This is a genomic window from Saccharopolyspora sp. NPDC049357, assembly GCF_040677225.1.
In the GTDB taxonomy this organism is placed as follows: Bacteria; Actinomycetota; Actinomycetes; order Mycobacteriales; family Pseudonocardiaceae; genus Saccharopolyspora.
On record NZ_JBFAQJ010000027.1, the window covers coordinates 1 to 15,600 of the forward strand.

Below are 15,600 nucleotides of genomic sequence, written 5' to 3' on the forward strand. Positions count from 1 at the left end.
CCGTCCTCGACGCAGCGGTGATAGGTGATGTCGGTGAAGTCGAAGCCCTCGATGGGCTCCCACAACTTCGGATCGAACAGCTCAGAGACAACGGGATTCTGCACACCTGGGACAATAGGGGGCGCAAGTGCTCGGCGCGGGGTCCTCCCCGCGACCGCCCGGTGCTTGCGTGGACGTCGACGGAGGGAGCCGCGGACCCTCCGCCGTTGTCCGCCAGGCGATTTCAGAGGTGATCGGTTGAACCCGTCCACAGCCCAGGCTGAGGTCATCGTCGACGAGCTCGTCCGAAACGGGGTGCGCCACGCGGTGCTCGCCCCGGGGTCGCGCAACGCACCTCTCGCCTACGCTCTGCACCGGGCCGCGCACGCTGCGCGTTTGAGGCTGCACGTGCGGATCGACGAGCGCAGCGCCGGCTTCCTGGCCCTGGGCCTGGCCGCGCGCACCCGTCAGCCGGTTCCGGTGTTCTGCACCTCCGGCACCGCCGCGAGCAACCTGCACCCTGCGGTCAGCGAGGCTTACCACGCCGGGGTGCCGCTGTTGGTGATCACGGCCGACCGGCCGCCGGAGCTGCGCGCGGCGGGAGCGAACCAGACCATCGACCAGCACCGGCTGTACGGCAGCGAGGTGCGGTTGTTCGACGAGCTCGGCGTCGCCGAGGCTCGTTCCGGGCAGAACGCCTACTGGCGGAGTCAGGTGTGCCGCGCCTGGGCTGCTGCGGCGTGCGGCATGCGCGGCGGGCCGGTGCACCTCAACCTGCCGTTCCGGGAGCCCCTGGTGCCCGACGGCGACGCCGACTGGTTCGAGCCGCTGGAGGGACGACCGGGCGGTGAGCGGTGGACCGAGGTCGCCGACCGCGGATCGTCGCCGAGCTCGCTGGGGCGGTTGAGCTCCGGTCGCGGTCTGGTGCTGGTGGGCGACTGGGGTGCCGAGGAGGCGAGCGCCTGGGGCGAGCGCGTCGGCTGGCCCGTGCTGTCGGAGGTCGGCGGCGTCGGGGTGTCCGGCCCGGCTGCGATCAGCACCGGGATGTGGCTCCTCAGCCTGCCCGAGTTCATTCGCGAGCACCGGCCCGAGCAGGTGCTGTGCGTGGGACGCCCGACGGTGTTCCGCCAGGTCCAGCAGCTGCTCGCCGATTCCGGGGTGGAGGTGCTGCTCGCGCACGGCGGGATCGGCTGGCCCGCGCCCGCGCACGACGTGCGGGAGGTCGCCGAGACCTTCGGGACCGACTCCGAAGGTCCCGGACCCGTTGACCCCCAGTGGCTGACGGCCTGGCAGCAGGCCGACCAGAAGGCTTCCGCTGCGCTGCACGCCGCCCTCGACCTTGAGCGGTGGCCGAACGGCCCGGCGGTGGCTCGCGAGGTGGTCGACGCGCTGCCGGAGAACTCGTTGCTGGTGCTCGGGTCGTCGAACCCGAGCCGGGACGTCGCGCTCGCCGCGCGGCAACGGCCCGACGTGCTGGTGCACCGCAACCGGGGTGCGGCCGGCATCGACGGGACGGTGTCCACGGCGCTCGGCGCGGCCACCGGCCACGGCGGCCCGGCGTACGCGCTGCTGGGCGACCTGACGTTCCTGCACGACAGCAACGGTCTGATGCTCGGCCCGTACGAGCAGCGGCCGGACCTGACGATCGTGGTGTTCAACGACGACGGCGGAGGCATCTTCAGCCTGCTGGAGCAGGGCGGTCCGGAGCACAGCGACTCCTTCGACCGCGTCTTCGGCACGCCGCACGGCACCGACCTGGCGCAGCTGTGCGCGGCGCACCGGGTCGAGCACGTCCAGGTGCCGGGCCACGCCGAACTCCGCGAGGCGCTGCGGCCCAAACCCGGCCTGCGCGTCGTCGAGGTGCGTGCCAACCGGGACGAGCTGCGCGCGGTGCACCAACGGCTGCACGCGGCCGTCCGCTCCGCGCTGCTCGGCTGAGGACGCCCGCGCGAAAGTCGTTGCGGCGGAACCCGATGTGCGTCGCAGAAGCGTGAACACCCTGTTTCAGTCGCAGGTGGGTCGGGGTGCGTCCGGCCACTGTGGTCGGACGGGCGCGTTAGCCCGTTGGTGTGTATTCGCGTTTTTCCGCGTGGTGATGGGAAAAACTCGATGCGAAAAGCGCAGCCGGTGTGAACGTGTTTGCCTAGTCTCCTGATCGGACCAAGAAGTTCGAGGAGGTGGCAGGGTGATTCGACGACAGGGCCTGCGCGCGGTGATCGCGGCCTGCTGCGCGAGCGAGGTGCTCGCCGCGCCGGCGTTGGCGGGAAGCGAAGGGCCAGGCGCGCCGGGAGCGGGCGACGCTTATTTCCCCGGTTACGGCAACGGCGGCTACGACGTCTCCCACTACGACCTGCAGCTGCGCTACCAACCCGCCGACGACCACCTGCAGGGCACCGCGACGATCGTCGCGACCGCCACGCAGGACCTGACGGCGTTCAACCTGGACTTCGCCCTCACCGCGAAGTCGGTGCGGGTCAACGGCATGCCGGCGCAGTTCGCCCAGAACGGCCTGGAGCTCACCGTGACCCCGCCGGCGACCCTGCCGCAGGGTGAGATGGCGACCTTCGTCGTGGAGTACGAGGGCACGCCGTCGACCGCGGAGTTCAACGGCCTCAACCCGTGGGTGCGCACCTCCGACGGGGCGTTGGCGATCGGCCAGCCGGAGATCTCCTCCTGGTGGTTCCCCGGCAACGACCACCCGAGGGACAAGGCCACCTACGACGTGGCGGTGACCGTGCCCGACGGCACCGAGGCCATCTCCAACGGGGTGAACACCCGCAACAACAGCCTGGGCGGGTGGACCACCTGGAACTGGCGCAACACCGAGCCGACCGCCACCTACCTGGCGTTCATGACCATCGGCCAGTACGAGATCAGCAGCAAGACCGGTGCGTTCGGCCAGCCGTTCGTCACCGCCTACTCCGACAAGCTCGGCCCGCTGGCCGGACCGGCCAAGGCCAGCATCGAGCGCACCCCGGAGGTCGTGGACTTCCTGACCCAGCTGTTCGGTGAGTACCCGTTCTCCGCGCAGGGCGGCGTCGTCCCGTCCGAGGGCCTGAACTTCGCCCTGGAGAACCAGACCCGCCCGACCTACAGCCACAAGTTCTTCCAAAGCGCGGCGAACACGTCGGTGGTCGTGCACGAGAACGCCCACCAGTGGTTCGGCGACTCGGTGTCGGTGGACACCTGGCGCGACATCTGGATCAACGAGGGATTCGCGTCCTACGCGGAGTGGTTGTGGTCGGAGGCGCAGGGCACCGGCACCGCGCAGGAGCTGTTCGACCACTACTACAACTCCTACCCGGCGGATGACCCGTTCTGGCAGGTCCTTCCGGGAGACCCGGGTGCCGAGAACGTCTTCCACGACGCCGTCTACGACCGGGGCGCGATGACGCTGCACGCGCTGCGCAGCGTCGTCGGCGACGAGGCCATGCTGGACATCACCCGCACCTGGGCGGCGGAGCACCGCTTCTCGACCGGCACCATCGAGCAGTTCATCGAGTTGGCGGAGCAGAAGTCCGGCAAGCAGCTCGACGAGGTCTTCAACACCTGGCTGTTCACCAAGGGCAAGCCCGCGGTGAACCCGGCGGCAGGCGTCGCGGCCAGCGCGGCCCGGGAGAGCGTGCCCACGCCGCCGGCGGTCGCCGAGATCGACCGCGCGCACGAACACCTCCACGACCACTAGCCGGTCAGCGAACTCCTTCCAGGGCTTCGCGCACCGGGAGGAGCTTCGCCTCGACCTCGGCCACCTCCAGGTCCGGGTCGGAGTCGGGCACGATCCCGCCTCCGGCGAACAGCCGGACCCGGCCGCCACGAGCACCGCCGGAGCCCGCTTCGGCGGTGCTCTGCTGTTCGATCTGCCCGCAGCGCAGCGCGATGCCGAGTTCGCCGTTGCCCGCGCCGTCGACCCAGCCGACCGGGCCCGCGTAGCGGCCGCGGTCCATGCCTTCGAGCTCGGAGATCAGCGGCACGGCGTCCTCGGTCGGGGTGCCACCGACCGCCGCCGTGGGGTGCACCGCTTCGACGAGGTGCAGCAGCCCCGACCCGTCGGGCGTGTCGGCCAGCTTGCCTTCGACGTCGGTGGCCAGGTGCAGCACGTTGCGCAGCCGCAGCACCGACGGCGACGTCGGCACCGACAGCTCGCTGCAGAACGGGCGCAGCTTCTCGGCCAGCGACTCGGCGGCGTAGGCGTGCTCGCTGCGGTTCTTGGCGGAGTCGAGCAGTTCTGCGGCGATCTCGTCGTCGGTGCGGCCGGTGTGCGGCCAGGCCGTGCCCGCCAGCACCCGGGAGCGGACCTCGTACCCGCGCCGCTCCAGCAGCAGCTCCGGGGTGGCGCCGACCAGGCCGTCGACCGCGAAGGTCCAGCAGTTCGCGTAGCGCGCGGCCAGGTTGTGCAGCAGGAAGCGCTCGTCGAGCGGCTCGGAGGTGTTGGCGACGAGGTCGTGCGCGAGCACGACCTTGCGGAGCCCACCACGGGATTCGCGCATCAGCCGGACCGCCTCGGTCACCGCCTGCCGGTATGCCGTGGACGACAGTCGGCCATCGCTGTAGGAGACGGTTCCGGGCTGGCGCACCGGCTCGGGTTCCGGTTCGGGCGCGTCGCCGATGGTGGTGATCCAGCGGACGCCGTCCCGCTCCCCGATGATCACCTCGGGCAGCACCAGGACCGAGTCGCCGGGGCGGCCTGCGAAGGCCAGGCTGGTGAAGGCCACCGGTCCGCAGCCGGGCAGCCCCACCGCGTCATCGACGTCGATGTGCCCGCACAGCTGCCGCCACCACGCGTCGGAGTCGGTGAAGCGATCCGTGCCGGAGGTGTTCAGCCGCGCCGCGCAGCCCCATCCGACCAGGCCCTGGCCCTCGCGGACCCAGCTCAGCGACTCGCCGCCGGGGAGCAGGTCCAGCAGCGGGCGGTCGTGCCGTGGGTCGGCAGGATCGAGTCTGCGGGTGCGCGCCGTCAGCCGCCTGGATGTAGTCGCCACGCTTGGAGCGTATTCGGAGTGCGGATCCGGGTGGGCTGACCGGCCGCGTGGCCCTGGCCACGACCCCCGGCCCCTACAATCGGTCACCGTGGCAGGCGACGCGGTGACCCAGGACGCGGCCGACTCGGTGACCGGCTCAGACACGGACGGTGACCAGTCGGTGGTACAGCCCTCGCCTGGGCGGGTTCGCCGCCGAGTGGCACGAGGTGTGCTGATCACTGGCTTGTTGCTGTCGGTCATGGGACTGTCGATCATCGGTGCCTGCTTCATCAACGACCGCACGATCGTGGAATCCCGGGGCCAGGCGGTGGCCGAAGTCGTGGACACCTCGCTGACCCGGACCGTGGTGCGGTTCAACACCGAGGACGGGCGCGTCTACATCCCGCCGAACGGCGTGATCTACCCGACCGACCTGCAGGCGGGGCAGCTGGTGCGAGTCGAGTACGACTCCCGCAACCCCGACCTGGTGCGCGTCGCGGGCCGCACCGCGGTGATCTCGCTGCTGCCGGTCCTCAGCGCGCTGGCGGTCCTGTGGGCGGTGCTGCTGCCGACGTATTGGCTGCTCAGGAGATCCGACAGGGACTGAGGACCCTTCCGGGGCCTTTCGGCCGGTGCGAAACTGGGTATCCGCCGCAAGGGGGTCGGTGGTCACACGCCGAAGGGCCGACCCCGCGTCTGCGAGGTCGTTGCCCATGAACACCCCTAGAGCGTTGTCCGACTCGCCGCAGGTGCAGCAGCAGTGGGTGCTCGGTGCTCCGGTGCTGTCCACCGTCGACCGGTCGGTGCCCGCTGAGGTGGATCCCGCCGATCTGGCGCTGTACTGCACGATGCTCGGGGACGACGCCCTGGTGCTCGCCCACCGGCTGACCGAGTGGGGGATGCGCGCAGGTCTGGAGGAGTCCGCAGCGCTCGGGGAGATCGCCTACGACCTGCTCGGACAGGCGCGGATCCTGCTCGGCCGGGCCGTCGAGGTGCGCGGTGAGCATGACGAGGACCTGCTCGCCTACCAGCGGGGACCCGGCGAGTACCGGAACGTGCGGTTGGCGGAGATCGACTGCGGTCCTGGGCCGGGCGGTGACTTCTCGACCACGGTGGCCCGCCTGCTGCTGTTCACCACCTGGCGCCTCGCGGTCTTCGAGGAACTCGTCACCTGCAGGGACGCGGTGCTGGGGACGCTGGCGGCGCGGTCGCTGCACCGGCTCGCGGAACACCGGGACCACGCCGCGCAGTGGGTGATCAAGCTGGGTGATCACGGGCCCGGCGGATCGTGGCTGATGAGCGCCGGGTTGCAGCGCGTGTGGCCGCTTGCCGCGGAGCTGTTCGTCGCGCACCCGGTCGAAGCGCGGCTGGCCGACGCCGGCTGCGGCGTGGACCCCTCCCGCCTGCGCGTTGGGGTGGGTCAGGGGCTCGACGAGGTGTTCTCCATCGCTCGCCTCCAGCGCCCGGCACCCACCGAGTTCGGCGATTTCGTCCGGCCGGGCGGTCGCGACGGCGCGCACACCGAATCCATGGAGTTCCTGCTGGCCGACATGCAGTACCTGGTCAGGGCGGGGCTGGCCAGCGGTCGCTCCGCGCAGAAGCCGCAGGACGAGCGAAGTTTCAGAAATGCAATGGAAGATGAGTAGTTCCCCGCAAGCCGATGAGCACCGGCCGGGCGCACAGTGATCGAGGGGGTATCGGAGCGTCGGAAGCAGTGGCCTGGGGGTCTTCCGCGTTCCTCGGTCGGGGACTAGTGGAAGGGCGCAACGCGGATGGCCGAGATCTGGTTGCAGGTGCTCATAGGGTTGATGGCGGGATGTGCCGGTGCGGGTTTGGTGCTCGTGGTGCGCAGACGTCCCGCCGAGCAGGTCGTGGAGGATCCCGAACCCGCACCGGAGCCGCTGCCGCAGCGGGAGCCGGACGGCTGGGGGCCGTTCGTGCAGCACTGCGAGCAGGCGGTGCTGCGGGCGAGCCGGGCGGTCGAGGCGATGTCTTCGCAGCAGGCCCGCAACCGGTTGCTGACCGTCGTGCGCAGGATGGACGCCGAGCTGCCCAACCTGCGCGTGCTCGCCGAACTCGGCCGGGGTCTGGGGGCGACCTCTCGCGACGTCGAGATCGCGGGCCGGGTGCGGGACGAGCTGGCCGAGGCCGAGAAGCGCTTCGGCGCGGTCACAGGTGAGGTTCTCGAACTCGTCGAGGACCCCGATCCCGAGCGGGTGGGCGAGCTGCGCGGGCGGTTCCCGCTGCTGCGCCCGATCTCGGCGGTCCTGCCGGAGCCGGTCAGCTAGCCGGCACCTCGGCCGCCTGCGCCCACCACTCGTGGACCTCGACGGCCGCACCGGGCGCGGCGACGAGCAGCCCGTCGCGCGGCAGCGGGTTCGGCTCTCCGCGCCGGTCGAGGACCGTGGCACCGGCCTCGGTGGCCAGCGCGAGCGCCCCGGCGACGTCCCACTCCTCGTAGTCGTCGAGCACGGCGGCGATGGTGTGGCCGAGGGCGACCTGGGTGATGGCCAGCGCCGGAGAGCCCAGTAAACGCACGCCGACCTGCGCGCTGGCAGCGTTGGTGATGAACCGGTCCATGCCCGGCCACGGCCCGTTCTTGGTCAGCTCGGTGCACACGATGCCGCCGCGTATCTCGGAGCGGTCGGGCAACCGCACCGGTGTGCCGTTGGCCCGCATGCCCCGGCCTCGCGCGGCCGCGTAGATCTGGGTCCGGTACGGGTCGGCGACCACGCCGACCACCGGCCCGAAACCGTCGAGCATCGCCAGGCTGTAGGCGCACCAGGGCAGCCCGGCCACGTAGTTGGCGGTGCCGTCCACCGGGTCGACCGACCAGCGGAACTCCGAGGCGCCCTGCTGCGGTGGCACGCTCGGTTCTTCACCGAACTCCTCCCCGAACACGGGGGTGCCGGGGAACTCGTCGGCGAGGATGCGGCGGGTGTGCCGTTCCAGCGTGCGGCCGGTGTCGGTGACCCAGTCGAACGGCGACTCGCTGGGCTCGGGCCGCGCCCCTCTGCCCGCGGTCGCGATGATGACGTCGGCGGCGTCGTTGGCCAGCCGACCGGCGACCTCGAACGCCCGCGACACCAGGGCCGGTTCGATCTGGGCGGGTGGAGTAGGCAGGGCCGTCATGCGTCCCCAGCCTCCGCGCGGCGAGTGACCGCTCAGCAACGTGAAGGTGACCGGCCGTGGAGCCGCAAGCCACGTTTGCGGGCCGATGGGCGAGTTGGGGTGCTCTTCGGTTGTCGTTGGGGATCGTGTCACGTTGCCTTCGGCTGCTCGCCGGAACCGGCGGCGACCGTGTTGTCCGTGCGCATCGCGATCGTGACCGAGAGCTTCCTGCCGCAGATCAACGGAGTGACGAACTCGGTGTTGCGGGTGCTGGAGCACTTGCGTCGTCGAGGCGACCAGGCCCTGGTCATCGCCCCCGGACCCGGTCCGGACGAGTACGCGGGCTTCCCCGTCATCAGACTGCCCGCGGTGGACCTGCCGATGGTGTCGTCGCTGCCCATCGGGTTCCCGAGCCGCCGCGTGCTGCGCGGGCTCCAGGAGTTCGCGCCCGACGTGGTGCACCTGGCTTCGCCGTTCGTGGTGGGGGCGCGCGGGATGAACGCCGCACGTCGGCTGGGTGTCCCGACGGTCGCCGTCTACCAGACCGATGTGGCGGGTTTCGCCGAGTCCTACGGGCTCGGGCTGACCGCGAAGGCGGCGTGGAAGTGGATCCGCCGCCTGCACTGCCACGCCGACCGCACGCTGGCCCCCTCGACGTGGGCGGTGGAGACGCTGCGCGAGCACGGCGTTCCGCGCGTGCACCGGTGGGGTCGCGGCGTCGACACCGAGCGGTTCACGCCGCGCAAGCGCGACGAGCAGCTGCGGGCCGAGCTGGCTCCGAACGGTGAACTGCTGGTGGGATACGTCGGCCGATTGGCGCCGGAGAAGCGCATCGAGCGGCTCGCCGAGCTGGACGGCACGTCAGGCGTGCGGCTGGTCGTGGTCGGCGACGGCCCGGAGCGCGAGCGGTTGAACGCGGAACTGCCCAACGCCGCGTTCCTCGGTCAGCGCACCGGCGATGAGCTGGCCCGCATCTACGCCAGCCTCGACGTGTTCGTGCACACCGGTCCGCACGAGACGTTCTGCCAGGCGGTGCAGGAGGCGATGGCCTCCGGCGTCGCCGTCGTCGCCCCGGACGCGGGCGGGCCCCGCGACCTGGTCGAGGTGGGGCGGACCGGCTACCTGCTGCCCGCGCACGACGACGCCGAGCACGCGGCGGCCTTGCGCCGCGCCATCGCCGACCTGCGAGATCCCGCGCTGCGGGAGCGCTTCGGCACCCACGCCCGCAACGCCGTCGCGGGTCGCACCTGGCCGGCCCTGTGCCGCCAGTTGGTGGATCACTACGCGGCGGTGAGCGGGTACGTGGAGTCGGCAGCTGCCTGAACCGGCTCCGGAGCGGGCCACGTACGCTTCGGGTGTGTCTCGGGCAGGCTTGGACAAGAACCCTCGCGAAGTCGCGGCGATGTTCGACGGCGTCGCGCGTCGGTACGACCTGACCAACACCGTGCTGTCCTTCGGGCAGGACCGGCGCTGGCGGAAGGTGACCCGGCAGCTGCTCGCGCCTCAGCAGGACGAGAAGGTCCTCGACCTCGCTGCCGGGAGCGGCGTGTCGACCGTCGAGTTCGCCCGTTCCGGCGCCTACTGCGTCGCGGCCGACTTCTCGCTGGGCATGCTCTCAGTCGGCAAGGGCCGGGGTGTGCCGCTGGTGGCGGCCGACGCCCTGCACCTGCCGTTCGCCGACGACGCCTTCGACGCCGCGACGATCTCCTTCGGCCTGCGCAACCTCGCCGACACGGTCGCGGGCCTGCGCGAGATGCGCCGCGTGGTGCGGCCCGGCGGTCGCCTGGTGGTGTGCGAGTTCTCCACCCCGACGTGGCAGCCCTTCCGCGGCGTCTACATGAACTACCTGATGCGCGCGCTGCCACCGATCGCCCGCGCGGTCTCCTCCAACCCGGACGCCTACGTCTACCTCGCCGAGTCCATCCGCTCCTGGCCCGACCAGCGAGCCCTCGCCGAGCTCATCGGCGACGCCGGCTGGACCGACACCACCTGGAAGAACCTGACCAGCGGCGTGGTGACGGTTCACCACGCGAAGAACCCGTCCTGATCATCCCGGGGCGGAAGCGGCTCAGAGCCAGGTGGTTTCGGGGGTCGTGGTCCTGGTCCAGGTGAGGGCTCGGGTGAAAGCCCTGGTGGCCGGGGGCTGCGGGTGGTGGGGAGTGCGGATCACCGCGATGCGTCGGTGAGTCTCCGGTGCCGCCAGGGGGACGTGGACGAGGCCCGCGAAGGCGATCAGGGGTAGGACCATCCCGGGCATGACGGCGGTGCCGAGACCCGCTGCTACCAGTCCCGCCACCGCGGTGATGTTGCCGGATTCCAGAACGATCCGGGGGTGGGCCTCCGCGGCGGCGAAGGCGCGGTCGGCGTGCTGGCGGATGCTGGAGTTCGGCGCGAACGCGATGTGCGGTTCGGTCGCCAGCTCCGCCCAGGTCAGCGACTCGCGCGCGGCGAAGCGGTGCTGCTGCGGGAACACCGCGCACATCCGGTCGGTGGCGATGGGGTGCACGGCCAGATCGGGCAGCGGTTCGGTGACGACCGTGACGCCCAGGTCGACGGTGCCCGCGCGAACCTTGGCCAGGACCTCGTCGGACATGCCGTCCTCGATCGACAGCTCCACGTCCGGGTGCTCCGCGCGGTAGGCCGAGACGACCGGGGGCAGCAGGATCGCCGCCATCGACGGCAGCGCCGCCACCCGGACGCGGCCGCGGGTTCCTGCCAAAAAGCCTTGGAAGTGGTTGATCCCGGCGTCGAACGAGTCCACCACCCGCCGCGCGACCAGGCAGAACTCGGCGCCCTCCGGCGTGGTGACCAGGTTGCGGGTGGTGCGCTGGAACAGCGTGATGCCGAGCCTGCGCTCGACGTCGCGCACCGCGCGGCTGATCGAGGACTGCGCCAGGTGCAGCTGCTCGGCGGCGGCGGTGAACCCGCCGGTGTCGTGCACCGCGAGGACCAGCCGGAGCTGCTGCACGGTCAGATCCATGCCCATGGTGCATGAATCTATCAAGAATCAGTGCTTGACCAGCATGAGCGAGGTGGATCACAGTTCTCCCGTCCGGCCCAACGGCGGTGTTCGGAGGTTGCCCATGCTTGCCGCGAGTGGATTCCTGACGATCGGCGTGTTCCTCGCCCTGGTGCTCTCGCGCAGGGTGTCGGTGCTGTTCGCGCTCACCCTGGTGCCGATCGCGGCGGCACTGCTCAGCGGTCACGGCGCCGGGCTCGGTGAGCTCGTGGCCGATGGCCTGGTCACCGTCGCCCCGGTGGCCATCATGATCACCTTCGCGGTGCTGTACTTCAGCCTGATGATCGACGCGGGGCTGTTCGACCCCGCCGTCACCCGCATCCTGCGCTGGGCCAAGGGCGACCCGCTCAAGATCACCGTCGGCACCGCGCTGCTGACCCTGCTGGTCGCGCTGGACGGCGACGGGGCCTCCACCTTCCTGATCACCGTCTCCGCGCTGCTGCCGATCTACCAGCGGCTGGGGATGCGCCGGATCGTGCTGGCCGGCGTGGTGTGCCTCGGCGCCGGAGTCATGAACATGGTGCCGTGGGGTGGGCCGACGGCCCGCGCGATGGCCGCGCTGAAGCTCGATTCCGCGCAGCTGTTCCTGCCCGTGCTGCCCGCCATGATCGCCGGCATCTGCTGGGTGCTGGTCGCCGCCTACCTGATCGGCCGATCCGAGCGGAAGCGGCTCGGCGTGGTGAGCATCGAGGCGGGCGAGCGGGTGCGGCTGACCGGCGCGGACCGCGTTCGGTTCTGGATCAACGCGGCGCTGACCCTGACCCTGGTCGGCTGCCTGCTGTTCCAACTCGCCGACCTGGAGGTGCTGTTCCTGGTGGCCTTCCTGGTCGCGCTGCTGATCAACCGCCCGTCGTGGCAGGGCCAGCAGGAGCTGTTCGCCAAGCACGCCTACAACGTGGTGCTGGTCGTCGTGGTGATCTTCGCGGCCGGCGTGTTCACCGGCATCCTCACCGGCACCGGCATGATCAAGGCGATGGCCGAGAGCCTGGTCGCGGTCATCCCCGACGCGGGTGGTGCTCTGCTGCCGGTGGTCACGGCCATCGCCGGGATGCCGCTGAGCCTGGTCTTCACCCCCGACGCCTTCTACTACGGGGTCGTGCCGGTGCTGGCGGAGACGAGCGCGGCGTTCGGCGGCGATCCCGCCGCGATCGGGCGGGCGGCGATCCTCGGCCAGATGACCACCGGGTTCCCGCTGAGCCCGCTGACCGCCTCGACGTTCATCCTGCTCGGCATGTCCAAGGTCGATCTCGGCGACCACCAGCGGTTCATCTTCGGCTGGGCCTTCGGCACCACGCTGGTGATGACGGCGGTCGCACTGGTCACGGGGGTGCTGTAGATGCGCATCGGCAGTGGAGCCGGTTTCGCCGGCGACCGCCTCGAACCGGCGCTGGAGCTCGTGCGGGCGGGTGTGGACGACCTGGTGCTGGAGTGCCTGGCCGAGCGCACCATCGCCCTCGGGCAGCAACGCAGGTTGGGCGATCCGGATCAGGGCTACGACCCGTTGCTGCGCGCGCGGTTCGAGCGTTTGCTGCCGGTCGCGGTGCCGAACGGAGCACGGGTGATCACCAACATGGGCGCCGCCCATCCGCTGCGGGCGGGCGAGGTCACGCGGGAGGTGATGACGGCCGCTGGGCTGACCGGCCGCATCTCCGTGGTCACCGGCGACGACGTGCTGGACCGGCTCGACCCGGCCACGCCCGCGCTGGAGGACGGCATCCCGCTGGCCGAGCACGGCGAGATCGTCTCCGCCAACGCCTACCTCGGTGCCGAGGCGCTGCTGCCCGCGCTGGACGCGGACGTGGTGATCACCGGGCGGGTCGCCGACCCGTCGTTGTTCGTGGCGCCGATCGCGCAGCGGATGGGCTGGGACCTCGACGACGTATCGCGCGCCGCCGCAGCGACGCTGGTCGGCCACGTCCTGGAGTGCGCGGGGCAGGTGACCGGCGGCTACTTCGCCGACCCGGGCGTCAAGGACGTTCCCGGGCTGGCCGAGCTCGGGTTCCCGTTCGCCGACGTCGACCCCGACGGCAGCGCGACCATCGGCAAACCGGACGGGACCGGCGGGATGGTGACGGTCGGGACGGTGCGCGAGCAGCTGCTCTACGAGGTCACCGATCCGACCGCCTACCGCACGCCCGACGTGGTCCTGGACTTCCGCGAGGTCCGCGCCGAGCGGACCGGTGCGGATCGGGTGCGCATCAGCGGGGCGCGCGGGCGGGCCCGGCCGGAAGAGCTGAAGGTCAGCGTCGGCTACCGCGCGGGGCACCGCGCCGAATGCGGCATCAGCTACGCCGGACCGGGGGCGGCCGATCGGGCGAGGCTGGCCGCGGACGTGGTGACCGGGCGGCTGCGCGGCGCCGGACTGCGCGTGCGCGCCGACGTGCTGGGGGCGATGGGCGATCCGGACGGCGAGTGCCGACTGCGGGTGGCCGCCATCGCGGAGGACCGGACGGCGGCGCAGATCGTCTGCCACGAGGTCGAATCGCTCTACACCAACGGCCCTGCCGGAGGCGGTGGGGTGCGCACCGACGTGCGCGAGGTGATCGGCATCGTCTCCGCGTTGATCCCCAGATCCGATGTGACATCGCAGGTCACGTTCCTGGAGGTGAACGATGCGACTGCATGAGATCGCGCACTGCCGAGCGGGCGACAAGGGCGACACCTCGATCCTGTCGGTGTTCCCCCTCGACGACGCCGACTACGACCGCCTGCGCCGGGAGCTCACCGCGGACCGCGTCCGCGCCCACCTCGCGGGTCAGGTCCGGGGCGAGGTCACCCGCTGCGAGCTCCCCCTGCTCAAGGCGCTGCAGTTCACCTGCCACCGAGCGCTCGACGGGGGCGTGACCACGTCCCTGTCCCTGGACACCCACGGCAAGACCCTCAGCTCGCGCCTCCTCGCCCTGGATCTGTGACGCGAGGGGCTGGTGGGGCCGGTGGTCCGAACCGTCCGTGATCGATGTCCGCTTTGCCCGGTCGGTTCGGAGAAGAACCGCCCACCGGTGACCCTCGGCGAGGCGCGCTGCGTTCCACCGGACGGCGGGTTTCCTCACTCAGGTGGCCTACGCGAAAGGGTCGATCGCGCTGGTGCAGCGGCTTAGACTCGGAGTTAGTGAACTCGTTCACAAGCGGGTTTCGCACCGAGCACTGCACTAGTTCGAGGAGTGTCATGACCAGCGCCACCAGCCGCCGCCGACCGGACGATGACGCCGATGTGATCGTCGTCGGAGCGGGCCCGGCCGGCTCGACGGCTGCGACGTACCTGGCCAGGGCGGGACTGGACGTCCTGCTGCTGGAGAAGAGCGTCTTCCCGCGGGAGAAGGTCTGCGGCGACGGGATCACGCCACGGGGCGTCAAGCAGCTCATCGACCTGGGCATCGACACCAGGGAAGAAGCCGGCTGGCTGCACAACAAGGGCCTGCGGGTCGTCGGCGGCGGAGTCAGCCTGGAGCTCGACTGGCCGAGCCTGTCCGACTTCCCGCCCTACGGCGTGGTCCGCCCGCGCAACGACTTCGACGACCTGCTGGCCCGCAACGCCCAGCTGGCCGGGGCCCGCCTGTTCCAGCAGACGAGCGTCAGCGGCGCCATCACCGACGAGCGAACCGGCCGGGTCGTCGGCGTGGAGGCCAAGACCGGACCCGAGCGCAGGCCGGTGACCTACCGGGCGCCGCTGGTCGTGGCCTGCGACGGGGTGTCGGCTCGATTGGCCCTGTCGGTGGGCATCCAGAAGCGCGACGACCGGCCGATGGGCGTGGCCGTGCGCCGGTACTACACCAGCCCGCGCACCAAGGACGAGTTCCTGGAGTCGCACCTGGAGCTGTGGGACAAGTCCAACCCGGCCGACCCGACGCTGCTGCCCGGGTACGGCTGGATCTTCGGCATGGGCGACGGGTCGGTCAACGTCGGGCTGGGCATCCTGTCCACCTCGTCGGCCTACGGCAAGACCGATTACCGGCAGTTGCTGCGGTCCTGGCTGGACGGGACCCCCGAGGAGTGGGGATTCCGGGAGGACAACGCCACCGGCAAGATCGGCGGCGCCGCGCTGCCCATGGGCTTCAACCGCACCCCGCACTACCGCGACGGCCTGCTGCTGGTCGGCGACGCGGGCGGCATGGTCAACCCGTTCAACGGCGAGGGCATCGCCTACGCGATGCAGTCGGCCCGGCTGGCGGCCGAGTGCGCGGTGCACGCGATGGCGCGACCGACCGCGTTCTCCCGGGAACAAGCCCTGAGCCGGTACCCGACGGCGGTGCAGCAGGAGCTCGGCGGCTACTTCCGGCTCGGCAATATCTTCAGCAAGTTGATTGGCAATCCCACGGTCATGCGGATGGCCACCAAGCACGGTCTGCCGCGGCGGACTCTGATGCGTTTCGTGTTGAAGCTGCTGGCAAATCTCTACGACGAGAAGGGTGGGGACGTCATGGATCGTGTGATCAGCACCACTACTCGCGTCACCCCTAGCGCGTGACCCTGAGTGTCTGGTCAGATGTCCCGGTAACCGTGAGAGAAGTCATAAAGTTAGGTACGCCTCACTAC

Annotated in this window: 14 protein-coding genes and 1 pseudogene; 11 read left to right on the plus strand and 4 right to left on the minus strand. The window is 71.0% G+C overall.

The features are described 5' to 3' along the window. Window positions 1-104: pseudogene (locus AB0J91_RS21510) on the minus strand (1,4-dihydroxy-2-naphthoyl-CoA synthase); the annotation flags it as partial. 133 nt (window positions 105-237) lie between these two features. Here AB0J91_RS21510 and menD point away from each other — a divergent pair. Beyond that, on the plus strand, window positions 238-1,917 hold the full coding sequence (gene menD / locus AB0J91_RS21515) for a 2-succinyl-5-enolpyruvyl-6-hydroxy-3-cyclohexene-1-carboxylic-acid synthase (protein WP_363871633.1): 1,680 nt from the start codon (window positions 238-240) through the stop codon (window positions 1,915-1,917). A gap of 247 nt (window positions 1,918-2,164) precedes the next feature. After that, window positions 2,165-3,664, plus strand: a complete 1,500-nt coding sequence (locus AB0J91_RS21520) for a M1 family metallopeptidase (RefSeq protein ID WP_363871636.1) — start codon at window positions 2,165-2,167, stop codon at window positions 3,662-3,664. Between the two features lie 4 nt (window positions 3,665-3,668). Here AB0J91_RS21520 and AB0J91_RS21525 read toward each other — a convergent pair whose 3' ends face one another. Then, the gene (locus AB0J91_RS21525) at window positions 3,669-4,958 is read right to left on the minus strand and encodes an isochorismate synthase (RefSeq protein WP_363871639.1); all 1,290 of its coding nucleotides are present in this window, start codon (window positions 4,956-4,958) and stop codon (window positions 3,669-3,671) included. A gap of 208 nt (window positions 4,959-5,166) precedes the next feature. Here AB0J91_RS21525 and AB0J91_RS21530 point away from each other — a divergent pair, with 208 nt between their 5' ends. The 3 genes from AB0J91_RS21530 (at window position 5,167) to AB0J91_RS21540 (ending at window position 7,225) form a co-directional block, all read left to right on the plus strand. Continuing rightward, a complete protein-coding gene (locus tag AB0J91_RS21530) occupies window positions 5,167-5,544 on the plus strand; it encodes a DUF3592 domain-containing protein (RefSeq protein ID WP_363871642.1) in 378 nt (125 codons plus the stop codon). 106 nt (window positions 5,545-5,650) lie between these two features. Continuing rightward, window positions 5,651-6,583, plus strand: a complete 933-nt coding sequence (paaC, locus tag AB0J91_RS21535) for a 1,2-phenylacetyl-CoA epoxidase subunit PaaC (protein ID WP_363871645.1) — start codon at window positions 5,651-5,653, stop codon at window positions 6,581-6,583. A gap of 126 nt (window positions 6,584-6,709) precedes the next feature. Next, entirely contained in the window at window positions 6,710-7,225 is a 516-nt protein-coding gene (locus AB0J91_RS21540) for a hypothetical protein (RefSeq protein ID WP_363871648.1), read from the plus strand. Here AB0J91_RS21540 and AB0J91_RS21545 read toward each other — a convergent pair. Next, a complete protein-coding gene (locus AB0J91_RS21545; protein ID WP_363871651.1) occupies window positions 7,218-8,069 on the minus strand; it encodes an inositol monophosphatase in 852 nt (283 codons plus the stop codon). The genes AB0J91_RS21540 and AB0J91_RS21545 overlap by 8 nt on opposite strands. A 177-nt stretch (window positions 8,070-8,246) precedes the next feature. Between AB0J91_RS21545 and AB0J91_RS21550 the strand changes: the two genes are divergently transcribed. Beyond that, window positions 8,247-9,371 carry a glycosyltransferase family 1 protein gene (locus AB0J91_RS21550; RefSeq protein ID WP_363871654.1) on the plus strand — a complete coding sequence of 375 codons (1,125 nt, stop codon included), beginning with the start codon at window positions 8,247-8,249 and terminating at the stop codon, window positions 9,369-9,371. A 34-nt stretch (window positions 9,372-9,405) separates the two neighbouring features. Next, window positions 9,406-10,095 (plus strand): demethylmenaquinone methyltransferase, encoded by a 690-nt coding sequence (locus AB0J91_RS21555; RefSeq protein ID WP_363871657.1) that lies wholly within the window; start codon window positions 9,406-9,408, stop codon window positions 10,093-10,095. Between the two features lie 21 nt (window positions 10,096-10,116). On the opposite strand, the gene AB0J91_RS21560 is transcribed toward AB0J91_RS21555, so the two are convergent. After that, a complete protein-coding gene (locus AB0J91_RS21560; protein WP_363871660.1) occupies window positions 10,117-11,034 on the minus strand; it encodes a LysR family transcriptional regulator in 918 nt (305 codons plus the stop codon). 97 nt (window positions 11,035-11,131) lie between these two features. On the opposite strand from AB0J91_RS21560, the gene AB0J91_RS21565 reads away from it, so the two are divergent. The 4 genes from AB0J91_RS21565 (at window position 11,132) to AB0J91_RS21580 (ending at window position 15,532) form a co-directional block, all read left to right on the plus strand. Continuing rightward, window positions 11,132-12,403, plus strand: coding sequence for a citrate:proton symporter (locus AB0J91_RS21565; RefSeq protein ID WP_363871663.1), 1,272 nt, complete (start codon window positions 11,132-11,134; stop codon window positions 12,401-12,403). After that, the gene (locus tag AB0J91_RS21570) at window positions 12,404-13,693 is read left to right on the plus strand and encodes an acyclic terpene utilization AtuA family protein (RefSeq protein ID WP_363871665.1); all 1,290 of its coding nucleotides are present in this window, start codon (window positions 12,404-12,406) and stop codon (window positions 13,691-13,693) included. It abuts the gene before it with no gap. Further along, window positions 13,680-13,979 carry a hypothetical protein gene (locus AB0J91_RS21575; RefSeq protein ID WP_210968335.1) on the plus strand — a complete coding sequence of 100 codons (300 nt, stop codon included), beginning with the start codon at window positions 13,680-13,682 and terminating at the stop codon, window positions 13,977-13,979. Before AB0J91_RS21570 ends, AB0J91_RS21575 begins: the two co-directional genes overlap by 14 nt. A gap of 254 nt (window positions 13,980-14,233) precedes the next feature. Further along, complete coding sequence (locus tag AB0J91_RS21580; RefSeq protein ID WP_363871669.1) at window positions 14,234-15,532, plus strand: geranylgeranyl reductase family protein; 1,299 nt, start codon at window positions 14,234-14,236, stop codon at window positions 15,530-15,532. Window positions 15,533-15,600 lie beyond the last annotated feature (68 nt).